Source organism: Vannielia sp. SX4 (assembly GCF_052828525.1).
This window is the reverse complement of record NZ_CM128247.1, coordinates 2,155,255-2,174,935: the sequence shown is the minus strand read 5'-3', so window position 1 is coordinate 2,174,935 and position 19,681 is coordinate 2,155,255. Positions and strand designations below refer to the sequence as shown.

Here is a 19,681-nt window from a genome sequence, read left to right as displayed (position 1 = left end):
CCTGCGCGGCCACGGTCAAACGCGCCTCAAGCAAGGCTTACCCCGTGTTCGAGACGCACGGCTTCGTTCCATTTGTCGACGCTTGGGCTGACGTTGGTTCCAAAGGCACGGCCCTCGAACCGGTGATCCATTTCCTCGGGGTTGTCCTTGCCATCAAGCTGATCGGCCCAATGCACCATCTCGTGCCATGCGGTGACCTGCAGAAAAAACCGCATGTTTCGATCAGCCCGGTTACGCTCCGACCATTCGTACCAGCGCAGCATGTGCTTGCTGAGGTCGATCACCTGCTTGAACTCGGCGGCGCTCGAAATCGTGCCGGGAAAGCGCCCGGCACAGAAGTCCTCTTGGCTCTTGCCGAAAAGGTCGAGATCGGCAGCTTTGAACAATGGCCAGCCATGTGGTGAGACGGCCTTGGCAAGCTGCTCCCTGCTGACCTCTGCCGTTGTGCGGAAGGCAAGCCGAACACGCCAGCGCCACCAGTCCATGATTGCGGGAATGTGGGCGATCAGAAACGCCGTGGCGAGCGGAAACTCTGTCCGCATCTCGGGTGCAAATCGCATTTTGCGTCGCCTTCCATCCCGGGCGACCCTTCCCGCTGATAGCCTGTCAGCCGCAGGGCTGTGGTGCAAGCCTTGGCCGCATTATCAGACAGATCCTGCCCTGCCTAAAGCGTCGCGCGCGGATAGCGGCTGTGCAGCGTCGCCTCAGCGTTCGTGCGCCAATAGTCCCAGTCGCCAACCCGGGCGCCCCAGACTTCCTTCTCGAACTCGTTGCCCTCTTCCGGCGCCTGATCCACCCCGTCGCGGTTATCGCCCCAATGCACCATCTCGTGCAGGGTGACCGCATGCAGGAAACGCTGAAAGAGCAGGTCGCTTCGGTTGGCGTAGGAGAACTCGAAGTATCGAAGGTATTGGGAATTCAGGTAGATGTAATCCTTCTGGCTTGGGTCGCTGTCGCCCCAATAGTCGCCGTAGCTGCCATTGGGAAACTCGCCGCAATTGATGGTGGGCGGGTTGCCCTCGGTGATCGCATCCAACGCCTCCTGCTCGCTGAGTTGGCCCCATTTCTTGAAGGCGGGCCAGATCGAAGCCCAATGCGGCGTCGAAGGAAGGCGGCTTCTGAGAAAGACAGTGGTGAGCGGAAAATCCTTGCGGAATGCATGGGCAAAAATCATTGAACTGCTCCGGAATATGGGCCGTTTGGTGCTACAAATGCCAATAGGCTAGCACGCAGGATGGCGCGCGCAAAGCTGCAAGGTCAGCCGTCGTTGGCGTCGACCGCCACAAGCAATCCGCTGGCATCGATGCGGGCCGTGCCCGAAAGGTCTGCGGGCGGATAGGAAAAATCGACACGCAGACCGCCATCATCTCGCGGGATCACCCGGCTGAAATGAAATGCCAATTCCGCCGTCTCGGCATCCACCGGGCCTGTTATGACCAGCTCAGTGCCCCCAGCGCGCCCATGACCCGAAACTGCCCCTGCTTCAGGGTTCACAGCCACGCGCAGGCGCGACAAGCCCGAGACATGCACGGCGATATCCGGGTGTGAGAGCAGACGCTCAATCATGTCTACTGTCGGCTGTGTGTGCTCTGCCATGGCGTTGCCTCCCTTGGAGGGCTAACGCTCAACGCGGTCTGCGCGTTCCCGCCGCGGACCGGCTCCCAGTTTTTAGACTTTACTCAGCAGGTGGACCGATACGGCCGAAGGGCTCATCCGAAGGTGATGTTCACCCGACGGTTCGCACGGCCCTTCTTCTCGAGCTTGCCCAGTTTCAGCGGCCCGATCTCGCCGGTCCGTGTAACATGGGTGCCGCCGCAGGGTTGAAGATCTACCTGATCCTCTCCTGCACCGATCCGGACCAGCCGAACCTTTCCGCATCCCCGTGGCGGCGCCACAGACATGGTCTTCACCAGCCCGGGATTGGCATCGAGCTCTTCATCCGTGATCCACTCTTCCGTCACTGGCAAATCGCGCCCGACCAGATCGTTCAAAGCGGCCTCGACAGCATCGCGGTCCTCGATCGGCTCTTCCATCATGAAGTCGAGCCGCCCCTTCTCTGCCCCGATGCTACCGCCAGTCACCGGAAACGGCAGCACAACCGAAAGCAGGTGGAGCGCCGTGTGAATACGCATGTGGGCATAGCGGCGCTCCCAGTCGAGCGATTGCCGCAGTTTCTGCCCGACCTCCGGCAAGGTGCCCGGTGCTGATGGTACCAGCACAACCTGATCGCCCTCGCCCTTGACCGATGTCGCAATCTCAAGCTGCCCGCCATCCCAATGCAGCATGCCAGCATCTCCCGGCTGGCCACCGCCCGTCGGGTAGAAGATCGAGGCATCCAGCACGAGGCCGCCCTCGGAAGTCTGCGCCAGCACGGTGCCACGGGCATCGCGCATGTAGGGATCATCACGATACAGGGCCAAAGTCATCGGTCGCCACCTCCATCTCCGCCGCCCTCGAAGTCGTCCTGCGTCAGGCCAGCACGTGCCGCTGCTCGGGAGGGCGTTTCAGGTTCTTCCGGAGGCGACGTCTCCGTCCCCGGAATGACAGGCTCGACCTCAACCACCGCACCACCCGCGCGCGCCCCTCGGATGGCATCTCCAAGGGCCTCGGGGTTGCGCAGCCAGAGGTCGCGCTGCGCGAAGGGGATCTCGATCCCCTCTTCCTTGAACCGCTCGGCAATGCGGTGGCGGATCTCGGTCTGGACCACGATGATCGAAAAGACATCCCGCAGGATGACCCTGATTTCGAAGTCGAGGCTGTCGGCGCCGAAACCGGTGAAAACCACCTGCGGCGGCGGGTTCAGAATGACGATGGGGTGCTCTTCGGCCACGCTTTGCAGCACCTCGGCCACCTTGCGGGTGTCCGAACCATAGGCCACCCCGACCGGAATGAGCAGACGGCCCGACATGTTGGTTTTGGTGTAGTTTGTCACCTGCCCACTGATGAGATCGGCGTTGGGAACGATCACATCCGTCTTGTCGAAAGTCTCGATCCGGGTAGAGCGCACCGAGATCTTCTTCACGATCCCCATAACCCCACCCGAGCTGATCCAATCGCCCTCAGAGATCGGTCGCTCAATCAGCAGGATGATGCCCGAGACAAAGTTGCTGACGATGGTTTGCAGGCCAAAGCCAATGCCAACCGAAAGCGCCCCCGCGACGATCGCGAGACTCGACAGGTCGATACCCGCCGCTGTGATCGCAATCACGGCGGCCAGAAAGATGCCGATGTAGCTGACACCCGAGAGGATTGCCGTCTGCCCGCCAGTGTCGATCCGGGTCTTGGGCAGAACGGAGGTGCGCAGCGCGCCCTGCAAGAGCCTGGTGACCATGAAGCCCAGCACGAAGACCACCGCGAAGAGCAGGAAGTTCGAAGGGCTGATCGTGCTTTCGCCAATGGAGAAGCCCCCCATGAACTGCGACCACAACTCGGTGAGGTCTGCGGTCCGCGCGCCCCATATAAGCGCAAGCAGCGGCAGAGCGAGCAGCATGATCAGGAAGGAGATCAGGACCGCCACAAGCCCGTCGGTCCCGTCGGCCTGCCGCCCGAAGAAGAGCGCGTATAGGTGGCTGAAGAACCGCTGGAGCAGCGAGACGACGGCGAGCACCGCGAGGGTCGAGAGCGGTGCGGAGATCAGGAAGTCCCCCGCCTTCAGATATCCCAGCGCCGCCATTACCGGCCCGGCGAGCGCCAAGAGCACGGCGGCCCGCCCGATCAGATGGACCACACGCGCGCGGAACCCCTTCGACGTATGCGCATCGATCTCTTCGCCAGCGCCACCACGCGCGTGAACCACCAGCAGTTGCCCGAGCCGGAACAGCGCAACAGCACCCAGCAAAAGGACCGGGAAGTTGAGAAAGGCCGCCGCCTCTTCGGTGATACCCGAGAAGGCCGTGAGAGAAAGGAGCAGAGCGCCCAGCGCGCCGGAAACGCCTGCCATCGTGGCCCAGAGCCGTCCGGAGGTGCGCTGCGCCGCATCATGCTCCAGCGGCGGCGGCAGGATCTCGATCTTCGGGAAGCTGTGGAAGCCAAGCCAACGCGCACCGAAAATGAGGATACCCATCACCGGTATGGTCTGCAGAACCTGATCGGTCAGCAGACCGCCGATGCCGGTAATCGTCACACCGACCACGATGAGCACTAGGCCGATCTGCGGCAAAAGGAGCTGCCCCACCGAGACCAGCATGGCAAAGATCACCGTGCGCTGCTGCCGACCGGACCGGGTCAGCAGCCGTTCCGAGAGCCGCATGCTCCAGCCCCGCCCCCGGATCACCAGAATCAGACCAATGAGCGCCACGATTATCGCCGGCGCCGCGTTCTTGCTCAGCTTCGCCTGTTGTATCTGGTTCTCCCAGCTCGACCGCAAATTGGAGCGCAAGGTCTCACCCACGCCGCCAAGCTGCTCGAGAGGTTCGGCCCAATTGTTCGGGAAGAGCGGGCTTGGCCCGACATCGAGCAGCTCGCGCGTCTGACGATCGCGCAGAACTGCATCGACCTCGCCGATCAGCCCATCGGCACGGATGTACGCCTCTTCCGCAGCCCGGATTGGCACCAGCAGGCGTGAGAGCTGCGAGGTCAGTTCATCACGTCGCTGCGCCAGTTCAACGGCCTCTGTCTCCCCCTCAGCCGGTGCAGGGCCTAGCGCATCGATCTGCCGGCGCAAAATATCGATCCGCCCCGAGTTGGTTGACTGCGCATCCTGAAACTCGATGCGCCAATCGGCCAGCCGCTCCCGTAGCTGCTCAAGCGCAAGGGACGAGGCGCCATCGCTGTCGAGCACATCTTCCGCCTGGCTAGCGACCTTCTCCCATGCCTCGTAGTCCGGGCCACCGGGCAGGCTCAGCGAGGCCGCTTCGAGCGCATCGGTCACAGCAGGCACCGTGGTGCCCGCATCCCCGGGGTTGGCATCGGAGACGGTAGCGCCCGGCTCCCCTGCCCCGTTCACCAGATCGTCGGCCAGTGATTGCGCCTGCCCGGCCACCGGCAGCGCGGCAGTGGCAAGAAAGCTCAGAAGGAGAAGCAGGCGCATCATGCGTCGAGCGTTACGTCCGGCATGTCCGTCCGGGTGCCACGGGTCAGAAACTCGGGCACCGGCAGGTCTTTCTCGCGCAGGAACTCCGGGTTGAAGAGCTTGGTCGCATAGCGCGTGCCATAATCGCACAACACGGTCACGATCCGGTGCCCGGGTCCCATCTCCTTGGCCATCCGCACCGCACCTGCGATGTTGATCGCACTGGACCCACCAAGGCAGAGGCCTTCCTCTTCAAGCAAGTCAAAGACATATGGCAGAGCCTCAGCATCCGGGATCTGATAGGCCATGTCCGGGGTGAAGCCCTCGAGGTTGGCGGTGATCCGCCCCTGCCCGATGCCTTCGGTGATCGAGCCGCCCTCCGATTTATGCTCACCGGTGGTGTAGTAGTTGAAGAGCGTCGCGCCCATCGGGTCCGCAAGGCCGACCTTCACGCCCTTAGGCTGAAGCACCTCTGCCACTCCGGCCAGCGTGCCACCGGAGCCAACGGCGCAGATGAACCCATCCACCTTGCCCTCGGTCTGCGCCCAGATTTCCGGGCCGGTGCCTTCAACATGGGCCTGCCGGTTGGCGACGTTGTCGAACTGGTTGGCCCAGATCGCCCCGTTGGGCTCACTCTGCGCAAGCCTCTCGGCAAGGCGCCCGGAATAACGCACGTAGTTGTTTGGGTTGCGATAGGGGTTGGCATCCACCTCGACCAGCTCTGCACCGGCGAGGCGGATCATGTCTTTCTTTTCCTGACTCTGGGTCCGCGGGATCACGATCACCGTCTTGAAACCCATCGAACTGCCTACAAGCGCAAGGCCGATGCCAGTGTTGCCAGCTGTCCCCTCAACAATCGTACCACCCGGCCGCAGCGTGCCCTTGGCCACCGCATCCTTGATGATGAAGAGCGCCGCGCGGTCCTTGATCGATTGGCCAGGATTCAGGAACTCGCATTTCCCGAGAATCTCACAGCCGGTCGCTTCACTGACCTTGTTGAGCCGGATGAGCGGGGTGTTTCCCACCGCTGCGGCGAGATCGGGTTTGATATCCATGACGGCCGTCCTTCCTTCGGGCCCGGTTCGGGCGCTCATCCACTTGATAGGCCAGCGGCAGGCGAGGTCAACAGGGGTGGCAGCGTCGAAGGCGAAGGGCGGCGGAACGACGGCCCAATCACAAAGCACTCCGCCTGACAGGGTTCAGCGCGCCTTCTGCGGGCAGAACATTCTCCGCGTCTCTGCCCGCGCCTGCGAATTCTGTGTGATTTTCTAGCTCTGGCCGCGCAAACCGTCGCGCCGCGCAGCAAGGTGCAGGAGCGAGGCGACCGTGGTGCCCACGTTGATCTCCCCACTCTCCAGCAACGCCATTGCGGCGTCGAAGCTGACGACATGAGCGCGAATGTCTTCCCCCTCGCCAGCAACGCCCCCGAGCCCTGCCGCGTCATCGTGCAAGTCTGCCAGCCCGATGAAGCCGTACAGGTACTCGGTCTTGGCACCGGGGCTGGGGTAGTAGCCACCTGTGGGAATGAGACGTTCCAGCACCAGCCCGGCCTCTTCCATCGCCTCGCGGTGTGCGCATTCCTCCGGGCTTTCACCCGGGTCGACGCGTCCCGCGATGGGCTCCAAGACCCAAGGCTGGGCATCGCCTCGTGCCAGAGGGCCGGGGCGCATCTGCTCAACCAGCATCACGCGGTCACGTTTCGGGTCATAGGGCAGCACGGTCGCCGCATCGGCAGACACAAAGGCCGCCCGTTGGATCGGCCCACTTTCGCCGCCATCGAAACGGACATGCGACAACTCAAGCTCTTCCACCGCGAAGAACTCCGCATAGGGGCGACGCAGAGCATTTACCCGCACATCGCCCTCTCGCGCCCTGCGGCGCAGCGTTGTAGGCGCTTCTTCCAGCGCATTCAATCGCGCTTGAGCTCTCGTGCAGATGACCCCATAGCGCCGGCCGACCTCGGCTGTCGTCGCCCGGCCCATCCACCACATCACCTCTTCGGCTGCGAGGGTCGAAAGCTCGCCCCACTTCTCCGCCCAAGCCGCAAGGTTCCAGTCACCTGCGCTGACGCCATCCTGACTGAGAGGCACATAGACGGTCGCCTCAGCCGGGCCATCCTCCGTTTGCACCACGACAGGCTTGCGCAGGTAGCCGTAGTTATCCAACCCTTCGTAGAAATCGGCGCGCGCGAGGGCTACTTCCGTGAGCCCCCGCAGCAAGAGTCCGTGCGCCTCGGCCTCCGCGTCGGCCCGCACCATCGGGTAGACCTCGCCCGGCACCGCCTCGACCCGCCATCCCGGCAGCCGCGCAGCGATCTGCTCGACCACATCAAAGCCAGCGCCGAGCACCACCCGCAAGAGCGGCTGGTGCATCAGTGTTCCGTAAATGAAGATATCGGCCATGCGCCCCTTCCATCCGGGCGCAATTGGGAGATCAGGCGATCTTGCCTGCGTCCGCCGAGCGCTCCTCGGTCCACTCCGCGAACCATCCGCAGAGCATGCCACCGACGATCAGGACCACCGGCACCTGCGGCAGAAAATAGCTTCCCTCGGCGAGGGTAAAGGCCATTCTTGCGTCGGTCAGGATCAGCAGTGCGTAATCGAACATCAGCGCAAAGGCACCATTGATCGCCTCAACCACGCCCTCATAGGTGCCCGGCCGCGTCGATTGGCGCAGCATTTCCCAGATCGACCAGAAGAGCAGGCACCAGAAGGCCAGAGCAAGCGATGTACGGACCCCGCCCCCGGCGGCGGCGAATTTGCCGCGCCCGGCGAGGCGCCCCATGATCATCCAGCCGCAGAGAAGCCCGATCCCGGCATTTACGAACGAAAGCAAGCCCATCTTCGTGCCCTCAGGCAAAAGCGGCTTGAAGACCTCGGACGCAAAGAAGGCTAGCAAGGCAAAGACCAGCGCAGACATCAGTTTGGTTGCGGTAGGCATCGGCGTTCCATCACATGGCAAGGGCGCGTGACTGCCCCTCGAATGGCGCGATCACACCATGTGAAACCGGCGAAAATATGGCAAAACCTCGGGAAACCCGCGACAGAGCCCGTCTGCGCCGCCCATTGTCGCGCATTCAGAAATCGCGGTTCTCGTAGGCCTCGAGCGCGGCTTTACGGCCTTCGTCCAGCCCGACAACCGGCTCATCTGGCCGATCTTTGCCCGGCTCGAGCTTCCAACTTTCGGGAACCGCCTCGTAATAGATGGCGGCGTCCTCGCCGCTGCCGAGCCATTGCTCGCGGTAAGACCCCTTGGCATCGAACTTCTCCGCCTGGCTTGCCGGATTGAATACCCGAAAGTACGGCGCCGCATCGGGCCCGCAACCTGCCGTCCATTGCCAGCCAAGACTGTTCGAGGCCTCGTCCCAGTCAACCAGCGTGTCGGCGAACCAATCACGTCCCACGCGCCAATCGGTCATCATGTGCTTGGTCAAATAGCTCGCCACGATCATCCGGGCGCGGTTGTGCATAGTGCCGGTGACGTAGAGTTCACGCATCGCTGCATCCACAACCTCCACCCCCGTGCGCCCCTGCTTCCACGCTTTCACCTCAGCTGCGCGCTCATCATCCTTCCATGGAAAGCGGCTCCATTCCTCGCGCCATTCCCGCTCGAACATATGGGGAAAGTGATAGCCCAGCTGCCAGCCGAACTCCCGCCATGCCAATTCCTTGCGAAAGGTCTCGCTGCCCTCGCCCTCCGCCGCGTTCCAGCACTGCCGGGGCGAGACCTCGCCATAGGTAAGGTTTTCGCTCAGCCCCGATGTCCAACTTTCCGCAAGCATGTCGCGCCCCTTGGGGTAATTGTGCATCCGGTCCGAAACGAAATCCCGCAGCCGCTTCTGGGCCGCCTTCTCGCCCACCACCGCATGCCGGGCCACCACTTCGGCGCCGCGCCGCATCCGGGCACCCAACGCCCAATCCGCCAGCGACTCGCTGTCAGGCCAGTTCTCCGGGCCGGCCAGTTCCCTTGGTCGCGGGCACTCTTCATCCGGTGCCTCGCCCTTCATCGTCTTCCACATTGGCGAGAAGACCTTGTAAGGCGTCCCCTGCCCCGTCTTCACCTCCCAAGGCTCCCAAAGCAGCTTTCCGGGAAAGCTCTTGGCTTCGACCCCATCGCCACGCAGCGCCGCCTTGACTTCGCTGTCCCGCTCGATGCTCACCGGGTCATACTCCCGGCTCCAGTAGACCGCATCCGCCCCCGTCTCCTCCACCAGCGCGCGCAGCACGTCCAACGCATCACCCGACCGCAAGGTGAGCCTGCCGCCTAGTGCCTCCAGTTCCTTGGCATGCGCTTCCAGCGAAAGGCCGAGCCGCCAAGCCGGGGCAGCCCCCAAGGCATCTACCTTCCGCTCTCGGATGAACACCGGGATCACCGCGCCATGCTCCCGCGCCGCCGTCAATGCGGGCAGGTCAGAGAGCCGCAGGTCGCGGCGGTGCCAGAGAATCGTGGTGCGGGTCATGGGGCCTCCGTTCAGTCGTCAAGGACGTAACGCACAGGCCAGCGCAACGGGTCAAATATTCCTGAGCGGCCAGATGAGGCACTCGCACAAAAAACCTCGCCCGACGTGCGCCGGAAGAGGCTATGTTTCGAGCGACTACCCCTTACTCGGCGGGCGCCTTGGGCGCATCGGGCCAAGCCGTCGGATCACTGTCAATATCCGGGAACTTCGCAGGATCGAACACCGGCATCTTTACGCCCGCCTTCAACTGCCCGCGAAAGTCGTTGATCAGCCGCACCGCTACCGGGAAGAGCATCGCCAGCGCCAGCAGGTTGACGACCGCGAGGATGCCCATCATCGGGTCGGAGAAGTTGAACACGAAGGTCGCACCCGGGGCCACCGCCCCGAGGAAGACGATGCACACGATTGCCACCCGCAACACCTGAATGGCCATCTTGCTGTCGGTCATGAAGGTCAGTGCGTTCTCGCCTAGGTAGTAGTTGTACATGATCGAGGAGAAGCTGAAGAGCAGGATCGCCACGGTCAGGTAATACTGCACCCAGCCACCCACATGGCCCACCATGCTCTGCTGCGTCAGCGCCACGCCATCGATACCTTCAGCGCCTGGCTGATAGACATCGCCCAGCAGGATCACGAAGGCCGTGCAGGAGCAAATGATGATCGTGTCGATGAAGACCGAGAAGCTCTGGGTGATGCCCTGGCTGACCGGGTGCTTCACATAAGCGGTCGCCGCCACGTTGGGCGCCGAGCCGAGCCCTGCCTCGTTCGAGAAGAGGCCACGCCGCAACCCGTTTGCTATGGCTGCACCCATGCCGCCCGCGACCGCTTCACGGAACCCAAAAGCGTTGGCCACGATATCGGTGATCACAGCCGGGAGCGACCCGATGTTGATCACGATGATCACCAGCGCCATGCCGATGTACATGAAGGCCATGACCGGGATGATGATGTCGGCTGCCTTTGCGATGCGGTGGATACCGCCCCAGACGATCACCGCCGTCAGCACGGCCAGCACGGCGCCCGTTGCGAGGCGCGGAATGTTCATGCTGTCGAGCGCCGCGCCCGCCACCGTGTTGCCCTGGAAGGCGTTGAACCCGATCGAGAAGGAGGCGATCAGGCACACCGCATAAATCACTGCCAGCCAGCGATAGTTCATGCCCAGCCCGTGGATGATCGCCCGCGCCGGGCCGCCGCGATAGTCGCCGTTCTCCTCGGTGCGCTTGAACACCTGTGCCAGCGTGGCCTCGACCAGTGCCGAGCACATGCCCACCAGCGCAATCGCCCACATCCAGAAGACCGCGCCCGGCCCGCCTGCGGTGATTGCCACCGCAACGCCAGCAATATTGCCGCCGCCGACGCGCCCGCCGACCGAAACGAAGAGCGCCTCACGGGCGCTGATCTTGGTGGGGTCGTTATCTTCATCGGTGCCGGTCAGCACCTTGAACATGCGGGTAAAGAAGCGGAATTGCACAAACCCGCTGGAAATGGTGAAGAAACAACCCAACACCACGAGAAAGGGCACAAGCGCCCAGCCCCATGTCAGGTCATTGATGACATTGAAGATACTGTCTAGAAATCCCATCGTCCGCGTCTCCTTGTTGGCTCTGTTCGCGGTTGTTCATCCTTCAGCTTGCCTTGGAGGGCGGCGAAGGTAACGGAAGCGTGACACATCTGAGCGGATTGGCGCATGAAAACCGCGCATTCGCCCGCTCGATGAGCAGTCGCTCGCTCATTAGATGCAAATTGCACACAACGAAGAAGCCGTCGTGTGTGCCGATCTCACTCCGAATGGGCTAGTCAGCTGCAAACCCCGTCGTCGCGCGATAGGCCGCTATGTCTGCTTGAGCCTGATCATTCAGCACCTTGGTCCGCTCCGAGAGCCATCTGAACTTCGGCCTCAAATCGCGGCTCATCATCAGGTTCACTTCCCCCGCACAGGCCGCCTCGGGCCTGCTGTCGCGCTTGGCCTCGCGCAAGAACTTGTTGATCCCGCTCTGGGCGCGCGCCGGACCGTTCTTCTGGAAGCATCCCGTAATGCGGATGATCTCGTTGTGCGTCGCCACGCCGATCTTCCCGACGTTCTGTTCAACACAGTACCGGTAGCGATGCCCCGAGTCTTCCGCTTCCTTGATCGCGTTCAACTGCCTTTGAAGCGCGTTTGCATCCTCCGCTGGGTAATAGTTGCCGCCCCCGGCCTCTGCGATGGCCTGAAGCTGCGCCTCGGTCTCGGCATCTACTGCAAAGCCGATCGTGTTGACGGTCGTTTTCACACCAGCCTCGATCAGCACTTTGGCCGCCGCAACCGGGTCACCATCACAGGTCTCCTCGCCATCGGAAATCAGATAGACGACCGGCACAGGGCTTTCACCCTCCTTGCCCTCGGGCAGCGATGCAATAAGCCGCCCCGCCTCTTCCAGCGCTCCCGCAAGCGGCGTGTAGCCAACAGGTCGCAAGGCGTCGATGGTCTCTCCCAGCTTGCGCCGCGCGCTGTCAAAGCCGTGCACCATTTCCGTCGCCGCGCAGCTCTCGGCCTTGCCTTCCGGCTTGTTGGAGCCCTTGTGCCCGTAGACCATGAGGCCAACGTCCACATCCTTGTGCACATCCCCGAGGAATGTCTTTGCCTCCCGCTTCGCCGCCTCCATCTTCGAGAGGCTGCCCGCCGACCCGGCCATCGACCCAGAGGCATCCAGAGCCAGGATAATATGGGTCGTCACGCTGCTTGCCTCAAAGCTCGTAGGTGGCTCGCAGGTCTCCAGCGCGAAACTCACCTGTTTCGGCTCACATTGCTCAAGGCTGACAGGGAACTGATTGGCAAGATCCGCATAGAGCGCCACGCAATCCACGCCACCGCCTTCCTGCCCCATGCCAGCGCTTCCGCTGGCCAGAACAAGCCCGAAGGCACAAGCAACTCGTCTCATGGCGCACCCCACGTTAACCGAACGAAAGCAGCCTAACAGCCGCCCTCGCCTGCACAAAGTTGCCAAAAAAAGAAGCCCGCCCGGATCGCTCCGGGCGGGCACATTCTTGCTCAGTCTCGGGGTTTAGGCCCGCTTTTCTGCCATCAGCCCTTTGAAGATGGCAAAGCACATCAGGAGCAGCACGATGGTGAAGGGCAAGCCCGTCGAGATCACCATGGCCTGCAAAGCCCCCAATCCGCCGCCAAGCAGCAGCGCAATGGCCACCAACCCTTCGAAGGTACACCAGAACACCCGCTGGGGCACCGGCGCATCGACCTTGCCGCCCGCAGTGATCGTGTCGATCACCAGAGAGCCGGAGTCGGAGCTGGTCACGAAGAACACGATCACCAGCACGATGCCGATAGTCGAGGTCACCGAGGTCCAGGGCAGGCCCTGAAGCATGGCAAAGAGCGAAAGCTCGGGCTTGTAGGCGTCGATCACCTGCGCCTTCACGAGGCTCGTCTCCGGGTTGGCAACCATATCGTTGATCGCCGCACCGCCGAACACCGCCATCCAGAACACGCAGACGAGGCTAGGTATGATGAGCACGCAGATGATGAATTCACGCACCGAACGGCCACGCGACACGCGGGCGATGAACATGCCCACAAACGGTGACCAGCTGATCCACCAGGCCCAGTAGAAGGCCGTCCAGCCCTGCATGTAGCCAAGATCTTCACGGCCGTGCGGGTTGGAGAGCGGGATCACCTCCTGCAGGTAGGCCCCAAGCGTCGCGACGAAGTCGCTTAGGATCGCCACGGCGCCCGCGGCGAAGAACACGAAGGCCAGCAGCAGCACGGCGATCACCATGTTGACCTCCGAGAGCAGCTTCACGCCGCCCTCGAGCCCACGCAGCACGGAGACGAGCGCGATGGCGGTGATCGCACAAATCAGGATGATCTGCACCGTCGTGTTGGCCGGAACGCCGTAGACGAAGTTCAGGCCCGCATTCGCCTGCTGCGCCCCGAGACCCAGCGATGTGGCAAGGCCGAAGAGCGTGGCAAAGACCGCCGTGATATCGATCAGGTGGCCCCAGAAGCCCCAAACCCGCTCACCGAGGATCGGGTAGAACGCCGAGCGGATCGAGAGCGGCAGGCCCTTGTTGTAGCTGAAGAGCGCAAGCGCCAGAGCCACGATCGCGTAGATCGCCCAAGGGTGCAGCGCCCAGTGGAAGGAGGTCGCCGCCAGCGCCATGCGCCGCGCCTCATCGACGTTCTCCATGATCAGGTTGCCATCGGCATCAAAAGGCCGCGCGGCGCCGAGCGGCGCGTCGCCCCATGGGGTGCCAAAGTAATAGGCAGGCTCCAACACGCCAAAGAACATCAGGCCAATGCCCATGCCAGCGGCGAAGAGCATCGCGAACCAGCCGGCGTAGCTGTAGTCGGGCGTGGCTTCCGAGCCACCCAGCCGCACCGAGCCCCAGGGGCTTACGATAAGTACGAGGCAGACGATGACGAAGATGTTGGCGCCCCAGAGGAAGAACCAGTCAAAGGTCGAGGTCATCCAAGCGCGCAGCCCGAGGTCACAGAAGGCCCCGGCCTCGCAGCCCTCGACCTCTGCCGCATTTACCCCGTTGAAGATGGCCGAGGCGGTGCCGGGCGCAAGGAGCGCGAAGGCCACGAAGGCCACGATGATCACCGCCGAAATCCAGAAGACCGGGTTGTGAATGTCAAATCCGTAGGGGCCGAACTTCCCCTCGATGTTGTTTTCGCCGATCTCATGATCGGTCTCGATCACGGCCGCGGTGCCTTCCGGCGCCGGTATGCCCTGATCGTCAGTGGTTGTGTCACTCATGGTATGTCCCCACGCTGTTTCCTTTGCCTCTGCTTCTCCAAAGCGCGGCGCATGCGAGAGACTGGCCCCGGGAACCGCCGTCAGGCTGGCTACCCGGGTTCGGCCACTCTGTGCCGCCCGAAAATTGAGCAGATGTGAGACAAGTGTAACGTGAGAATGCCGGAGACGACACCCGCCCCCGGCATTTCTTTCACGGATTCCGACATATGGCGGCCAGCGAGTGGCCGCAGCTTGCCTCAGGCGTTCACGTCAACCACCACCCGGCCGCGCACCTGCCCCTTGAGGATATCGGCGCCAAGCCCTGGCAAATCGGCCAGCGTTGCAGGCTTGATCATCGCTTCGAGCTTTTCCATCGGCAGATCCGTGGCGACCCGCTTCCACGCTTCGAGACGGTTCTCATAGGGCTGCATGACAGAGTCGATGCCCAGCAGATTAACTCCGCGCAGCAGGAACGGCACGACAGTTGCCGGAAGGCCCGCACCGCCTGCAAGGCCCACAGCCGCAACGGACGCGCCATATTTCATCTGGCCCAACACACGGGCCAGCATCGCGCCGCCCACGGCATCCACACAGCCTGCCCATGTCTCGCTTTCCAGCGGGCGCTTCACGGTCTCGGCAATCTCATCCCGCGCAACGATCTGGGTCGCACCGAGGTCGCGCAGGTAATCTACCGACTCGGGCCGCCCGGTGACGCCCGCCACCTCGTAGCCGAGTTTCGCCAGAATCGCAGTGGCAACCGAGCCCACCCCGCCCGAAGCGCCGGTGACCAGCACAGGCCCCTGCCCCGGCTTCAACCCGTGCTTCTCCAGCGCCATCACAGCCAGCATCGCGGTAAACCCGGCGGTGCCAACAGCCATCGCCGCCCGCGTGCTGAGTCCATCGGGCAGTGGCACCAGCCAGTCAGCCTTCACCCGCGCCTTCTCGGCATAGCCGCCCCAATGCGCCTCACCCACACGCCAGCCGGTGAGCACAACCTTGTCGCCCGCCTTGTACCGCGGGTCATCGCTGGACTCGACCGTACCGGCAAAGTCGATACCGGGCACATGGGGGTAATTGCGCACCAGCCCTCCGCCCGGGCCAATGCAGAGCCCGTCCTTGTAGTTCACCGTCGAGTATTCGACCGCAACCGTCACCTCGCCCTCGGGCAACCGGCTCTCCTCGATCTCCTGAACGCTGGCCGAGGTCTTTCCCTCGTCATCCTTCTCAACGATCAATGCACGCATGTCTCTCTCCCTCAGGCTGCTGCCGCTTTCTCCGCCACGGCACGCACTCGCGCCACCATGGCCCTCAACCCGTTCGACCGTTGCGAACTCAAATGCTCGTCCAACCCCAGCCGCTTCAGCTCTGCCGGGGCATCCACGGCCTGCACCTCAGCTACCGACGCCCCCGAGTAAAGCGCCTTCAGCACCGCGATCAGCCCGTTCACGATCATCGCATCGCTCTCGCCGGTAAAACTCAGCACCGCCCCCGGCCCTGCGCCCTCGACCTCCGGCACCAGCCAAACCTGGCTCGCGCAGCCCTCCACCTTGGTTGCCGGCACCTTCTGCGCCTCCGGCAAAGGCTCCATTCCCTTGCCCAACTCGATGACGTGCCGATACCGGTCTTCCCAGTCGTCCAGAAACTCGAAGGTCTCGACGATCTCCTCAAACGCGTCTCTCGCCATGGTGCGGGCTCCTTTCGAAGGCCAGAGCTAGGGCCTCCGTCGCCCGAGGTCCAGCCCTCCACCGGGCTTTTCAACGCGCCGCCTTTGCGCTAACCCTCAATGAAAGAAAAGCCGAGGGACGAGCATGATCAAACCGCTTCTGGCCACCATGGTGCTGGTGACAGCGCTGACAGGCTGTTCCCGCCTCGCGGAAAGCCGGATCAACCCGTTCAACTGGTTTGGCGGCTCCCGCTCCGAGGCTCGCACCGCCCCGGCAGTTGAAACCGTCACCGTGCGCGACAGCCGCCAGCTCGTCGGTCAGGTCACCCGCCTCAGCGTAGAGCGCACGCCGGGCGGCGCGATCATAACCGCGGTCGGCCTTCCGCCGTCGCAGGGCTATTGGGACGCCGAGCTTGTGCCCGCCACCCCCGACGGCCTGCCCCGGAACGGCGTAATGGTTTACGACTTCCGCATCGAGCGCCCGCTCGAGTTTCAGATCGAGGGGCCGCCCCGCTCGCGTGAAGTCACCGTGGGTATTCATCTTTCGAACATCGAACTGGCCTCCATCAGCCGGATTGTGGTGCGCGGCCAGGTCAACCAGCGGAGCGCCAGCCGCTGAGCTGACAGTGGGAGGCACATTCCGCGCTTTTCAGGCGAGAGTCGCAGCCACCGCGAATCCTTCAACCGGCCGACGAAACTCGTTTCGCAGCACCTCCGTGACCATCAGGTCTGGCGGGTTGAACCCAGTGCGCTCCAGCGCCTCGCAGATGAACTTCTCGCCATGCCGATAGCGCCCGCTCGGCGTGAGCTGCCAGCCCCCGGGCTTGTCCACCGCCGCCTCGCAGGTGAAAATCAGCCGGCCTCCCGGTTTCAGACCCTTGGCGAGCGTCGCGAGCGGCCGGGCTATAGCGCCGGTGTAAATGAACACATCCATCACGACGATCAGGTCGTAGAGGCCCGGCTCCGGCAGGCTCTCGCGGGCAAGGTCGCATGTGAAGAGCTTGACATAAGCCCCTGTCTTTGCGGCCTCTTCCAGAATGCCCGGGCTGATATCCACTCCGTCAAGCCGCGCGGCCACTGGCGTAAGGATCGGGGCTGAGAGGCCCGAGCCGCAACCTGCGTCAAGAACCGTCAGGCCCGCGCCAGGCGCGATCCCAACCGCCTCCAGCGCAGCAGCCAGCACCTCCGGCCCGCGATACTGTACTCCCGCCAAACTCTGGTCGAAATGCGCCGCTGTGCGGTCAAAGAACCGGGCGATGTAGCCCGCATCCGGCAGGTCCGGCGGATCGTCCCCGGTGATTGCGGCGGCCATGAAGGCAAACTCGGCCGGGTCACCATGCAGCGGCTCGGCCTGCTCCACCGCCCGCCGCGCCGCCGCTGCCGCCCCGAAATGCGCCATCTGCGTCGCTGCCCTCAGGCGAATATCGGCATCTGCCGGGCGCGCCGCAAAAACCCGGCTCCAAACCGCCTCGGCTTTCGCCTCATCCCCCTTCTGAAACATCAGGTCCGCCAGCAAAAATGCACTCTGCCGGTCGTCCGGCTGCATCTTCAACGCCCGTTCGAGCGCCCGCACCGCCGGGCCAGCCTTGCCGGCCTCAAAGTGCAACGCGCCAAGGCTGGCGAACCCCGCCGCCAAGGGCGCCTTGCCCTCACAGTGCTTTTTGACCGCCCGCAACGCCGCCTGCGACTGCCCCGCCTCCAGCAAAAGCCCGACAGCTTTGCTGAGCTCTGGCGCCGAGATTTCCTTTATCGCGAGGGCCTTCAAAGCATGGCCCTTCAAGCCTGCCTCGTCCCCCGCGCGGGCGGCCTGCACGGCCTCTGCCAAAGGGATGCGGGCGGGGGTGAGATCGTCGACCATGCGGCACGCTAGCGCGGATCGGATTGGGCGGCGAGGAGAAACATGTGGTAGGCCCGGCAGGACTTGAACCCGCAACCAAAGCGTTATGAGCGCTCTGCTCTAACCAATTGAGCTACAGGCCCGCCGAGGGACTGATTAGGCGCGCGGCCCGACATGGTCAAGCGCGTCTGGCAATTGTTGCCTGCTTGGCTTAAAGCGCGGGCGACGGCACCGAGGAGAGCGCGAATGAGCGACGGCAAGAATGGTTTGACCTATGCACAGGCGGGCGTGGACATTGACGCGGGCAATGCGCTCGTGGAGGCAATCAAGCCCGCGGTGAAATCGACCGACCGGGCGGGCGTGATGGGCTCCATCGGCGGCTTTGGCGGGCTTTTCGACCTCAAGGCCGCGGGCTTCAACGATCCGGTTTTGGTCGCCGCCACCGATGGCGTGGGCACCAAGCTGCGGATCGCAATTGACACCGGCGTGGTGAACGGCGTGGGCATCGACCTTGTTGCCATGTGCGTGAATGACCTCGTCTGCCAAGGCGCCGAACCGCTCTTCTTTCTCGACTACTTCGCAACCGGCAAACTCGATGTCACCGCAGGCGCGGCCATCGTCGAGGGCATCGCCGCAGGCTGCAAGTCGGCTGGTGCGGCACTCATCGGCGGCGAGACCGCTGAAATGCCCGGGATGTATGAGGGCAAGGACTTCGACCTCGCCGGGTTCGCCGTGGGCGCGATGGAGCGCGGCGCCGCCCTGCCCGATGGCGTGTCCGAGGGCGATGTACTGCTTGGGCTGGCCTCTGATGGCGTCCACTCAAACGGCTACAGCCTCGTCCGCCGTGTGGTCGAGATGGCCGGGCTGGGCTGGGATGCCCCCTCGCCCTTCAGCAATGGCACGCTTGGCGAGGCCCTGCTTACCCCCACCCGCATCTACGTCCGTCAGGTGCTCGCCGCGATCCGCACAGGCGGTGTCCACGGTTTGGCCCATATCACTGGCGGCGGGCTGACCGAGAACCTGCCCCGCGTCTTCCCCGAAGGCCTCGGCGCCGAGGTGGACCTTGGTGCGTGGGATCTGCCCCCGGTCTTCCGCTGGCTGGCCGAAACCGGCGGCCTGGAAGAAGCCGAACTGCTGAAAACCTTCAACGCAGGCATCGGCATGGTGCTCGTCGTCGCCGCCGATCAGGCAGAGGCGCTCACCTCGCTGTTGGAAGACACCGGCGAGCAGGTCAGCGTGCTGGGCCGCGTGAAGGCAGGCGAAGGCGTGTCATACACAGGCAAGCTGCTTTGACCAAAGCCTGCGCGATTCTGCTCTCGGGCGGCGGCTCGAACATGGTGAAGCTCGTCGAGAGCATGGCCGAGGCGGGCCACCCTGCCCGGCCCGTGCTTGTGATGTCGAACGATCCAGACGCAGGCGGGCTGGCCAAGGCACAGGCCCTTGGCGTGGCAACCGACGCGGTCAATCACCGCCCCTTCGGCAAGGATCGCCCGGCCTTCGAGGCCGAACTTACCAAACGCCTGGAGGCCGCTGGGGCAGATCTGATCTGCCTCGCGGGCTTCATGCGAGTGCTGACAGAGGGCTTCGTCCGTCATTGGGAAGGGCGGATGCTCAACATCCACCCCTCGCTGCTGCCAAAGTACCGTGGCCTGCATACCCACGCCCGCGCCCTCGAGGCCGGAGATGACGAAGCTGGCTGCACCGTGCACGAGGTCACGCCTGCGCTGGATGAAGGCCCGATTCTCGGCCAGGCCCGGGTGTCGATCCTGAGCAACGACACGCCTGATGCGCTTGCCGCAAGGGTGCTTGCACAGGAGCACCGGCTCTACCCGGCCTGCCTGCGCCGGTTCGCCGCTGGCGAGCGCGAGCCGATCTGGCTGTCTTGAATCGACGTCAAGGCAGGGTTTCCTTTCCCAGCGCTTGCGCCTAGAAAACGTGAAGCGGAAAGAACAGTGGCGCGAGACGCGCCTGCAACAAGAGA

General features: G+C 63.6%; 18 protein-coding genes and 1 tRNA gene. 3 read left to right on the top strand and 16 right to left on the bottom strand.

Annotated features, from left to right (window positions below):
* Positions 1–26: 26 nt before the first annotated feature.
* The 14 genes from ACUXVX_RS10655 to ACUXVX_RS10590 all read right to left on the bottom strand — a co-directional run bounded on the left by ACUXVX_RS10655 (position 27) and on the right by ACUXVX_RS10590 (position 15,884).
* Complete coding sequence (locus tag ACUXVX_RS10655) at positions 27–560, bottom strand: hypothetical protein (protein ID WP_222469569.1); 534 nt, start codon at positions 558–560, stop codon at positions 27–29.
* Positions 561–664: 104 nt separating this feature from the next.
* Entirely contained in the window at positions 665–1,174 is a 510-nt protein-coding gene (locus ACUXVX_RS10650) for a hypothetical protein (protein WP_446308289.1), read from the bottom strand.
* Positions 1,175–1,257: 83 nt separating this feature from the next.
* Positions 1,258–1,596 carry a hypothetical protein gene (locus ACUXVX_RS10645; protein WP_446308288.1) on the bottom strand — a complete coding sequence of 113 codons (339 nt, stop codon included), beginning with the start codon at positions 1,594–1,596 and terminating at the stop codon, positions 1,258–1,260.
* A 113-nt stretch (positions 1,597–1,709) separates the two neighbouring features.
* Positions 1,710–2,426 (bottom strand): alanyl-tRNA editing protein, encoded by a 717-nt coding sequence (locus ACUXVX_RS10640; protein WP_446308287.1) that lies wholly within the window; start codon positions 2,424–2,426, stop codon positions 1,710–1,712.
* A complete protein-coding gene (locus ACUXVX_RS10635) occupies positions 2,423–5,029 on the bottom strand; it encodes a DUF3772 domain-containing protein (protein ID WP_446308286.1) in 2,607 nt (868 codons plus the stop codon). Before ACUXVX_RS10635 ends, ACUXVX_RS10640 begins: the two co-directional genes overlap by 4 nt.
* Positions 5,029–6,066 carry a cysteine synthase A gene (locus ACUXVX_RS10630; RefSeq protein ID WP_446308285.1) on the bottom strand — a complete coding sequence of 346 codons (1,038 nt, stop codon included), beginning with the start codon at positions 6,064–6,066 and terminating at the stop codon, positions 5,029–5,031. The genes ACUXVX_RS10635 and ACUXVX_RS10630 overlap by 1 nt, the downstream gene beginning before the upstream one ends.
* A 213-nt stretch (positions 6,067–6,279) precedes the next feature.
* Positions 6,280–7,413 carry an NUDIX domain-containing protein gene (locus tag ACUXVX_RS10625; protein ID WP_446308284.1) on the bottom strand — a complete coding sequence of 378 codons (1,134 nt, stop codon included), beginning with the start codon at positions 7,411–7,413 and terminating at the stop codon, positions 6,280–6,282.
* Between the two features lie 31 nt (positions 7,414–7,444).
* A complete protein-coding gene (locus ACUXVX_RS10620) occupies positions 7,445–7,951 on the bottom strand; it encodes a TrgA family protein (RefSeq protein ID WP_222469576.1) in 507 nt (168 codons plus the stop codon).
* Positions 7,952–8,087: 136 nt separating this feature from the next.
* Positions 8,088–9,470 carry a cryptochrome/photolyase family protein gene (locus tag ACUXVX_RS10615; RefSeq protein WP_446308283.1) on the bottom strand — a complete coding sequence of 461 codons (1,383 nt, stop codon included), beginning with the start codon at positions 9,468–9,470 and terminating at the stop codon, positions 8,088–8,090.
* 142 nt (positions 9,471–9,612) lie between these two features.
* Positions 9,613–11,052, bottom strand: coding sequence for an alanine/glycine:cation symporter family protein (locus tag ACUXVX_RS10610; RefSeq protein ID WP_222492524.1), 1,440 nt, complete (start codon positions 11,050–11,052; stop codon positions 9,613–9,615).
* Positions 11,053–11,263: 211 nt separating this feature from the next.
* Complete coding sequence (locus ACUXVX_RS10605; protein ID WP_446308282.1) at positions 11,264–12,388, bottom strand: vWA domain-containing protein; 1,125 nt, start codon at positions 12,386–12,388, stop codon at positions 11,264–11,266.
* Positions 12,389–12,511: 123 nt separating this feature from the next.
* The gene (locus ACUXVX_RS10600) at positions 12,512–14,221 is read right to left on the bottom strand and encodes a BCCT family transporter (protein ID WP_222469580.1); all 1,710 of its coding nucleotides are present in this window, start codon (positions 14,219–14,221) and stop codon (positions 12,512–12,514) included.
* Positions 14,222–14,457: 236 nt separating this feature from the next.
* Positions 14,458–15,444, bottom strand: coding sequence for an acrylyl-CoA reductase (NADPH) (acuI, locus tag ACUXVX_RS10595; protein WP_446308281.1), 987 nt, complete (start codon positions 15,442–15,444; stop codon positions 14,458–14,460).
* Between the two features lie 11 nt (positions 15,445–15,455).
* Positions 15,456–15,884: a SufE family protein gene (locus ACUXVX_RS10590; RefSeq protein WP_222469582.1), complete on the bottom strand. Its 429-nt coding sequence runs from the start codon at positions 15,882–15,884 to the stop codon at positions 15,456–15,458.
* A gap of 124 nt (positions 15,885–16,008) precedes the next feature.
* Between ACUXVX_RS10590 and ACUXVX_RS10585 the strand changes: the two genes are divergently transcribed.
* Positions 16,009–16,482, top strand: a complete 474-nt coding sequence (locus ACUXVX_RS10585; protein ID WP_446308280.1) for a hypothetical protein — start codon at positions 16,009–16,011, stop codon at positions 16,480–16,482.
* A 30-nt stretch (positions 16,483–16,512) separates the two neighbouring features.
* Here the strand turns inward: ACUXVX_RS10585 and ACUXVX_RS10580 are convergent, their stop codons facing one another.
* Complete coding sequence (locus ACUXVX_RS10580) at positions 16,513–17,721, bottom strand: methyltransferase domain-containing protein (protein WP_446308279.1); 1,209 nt, start codon at positions 17,719–17,721, stop codon at positions 16,513–16,515.
* Between the two features lie 45 nt (positions 17,722–17,766).
* Positions 17,767–17,843 (bottom strand) — tRNA-Ile (locus ACUXVX_RS10575).
* Positions 17,844–17,946: 103 nt separating this feature from the next.
* On the opposite strand from ACUXVX_RS10575, the gene purM reads away from it, so the two are divergent.
* Both purM and purN read left to right on the top strand, forming a co-directional pair.
* Positions 17,947–18,993, top strand: a complete 1,047-nt coding sequence (gene purM, locus ACUXVX_RS10570) for a phosphoribosylformylglycinamidine cyclo-ligase (protein ID WP_446308278.1) — start codon at positions 17,947–17,949, stop codon at positions 18,991–18,993.
* Between the two features lie 41 nt (positions 18,994–19,034).
* The gene (gene purN, locus ACUXVX_RS10565; protein WP_446311526.1) at positions 19,035–19,586 is read left to right on the top strand and encodes a phosphoribosylglycinamide formyltransferase; all 552 of its coding nucleotides are present in this window, start codon (positions 19,035–19,037) and stop codon (positions 19,584–19,586) included.
* Positions 19,587–19,681 lie beyond the last annotated feature (95 nt).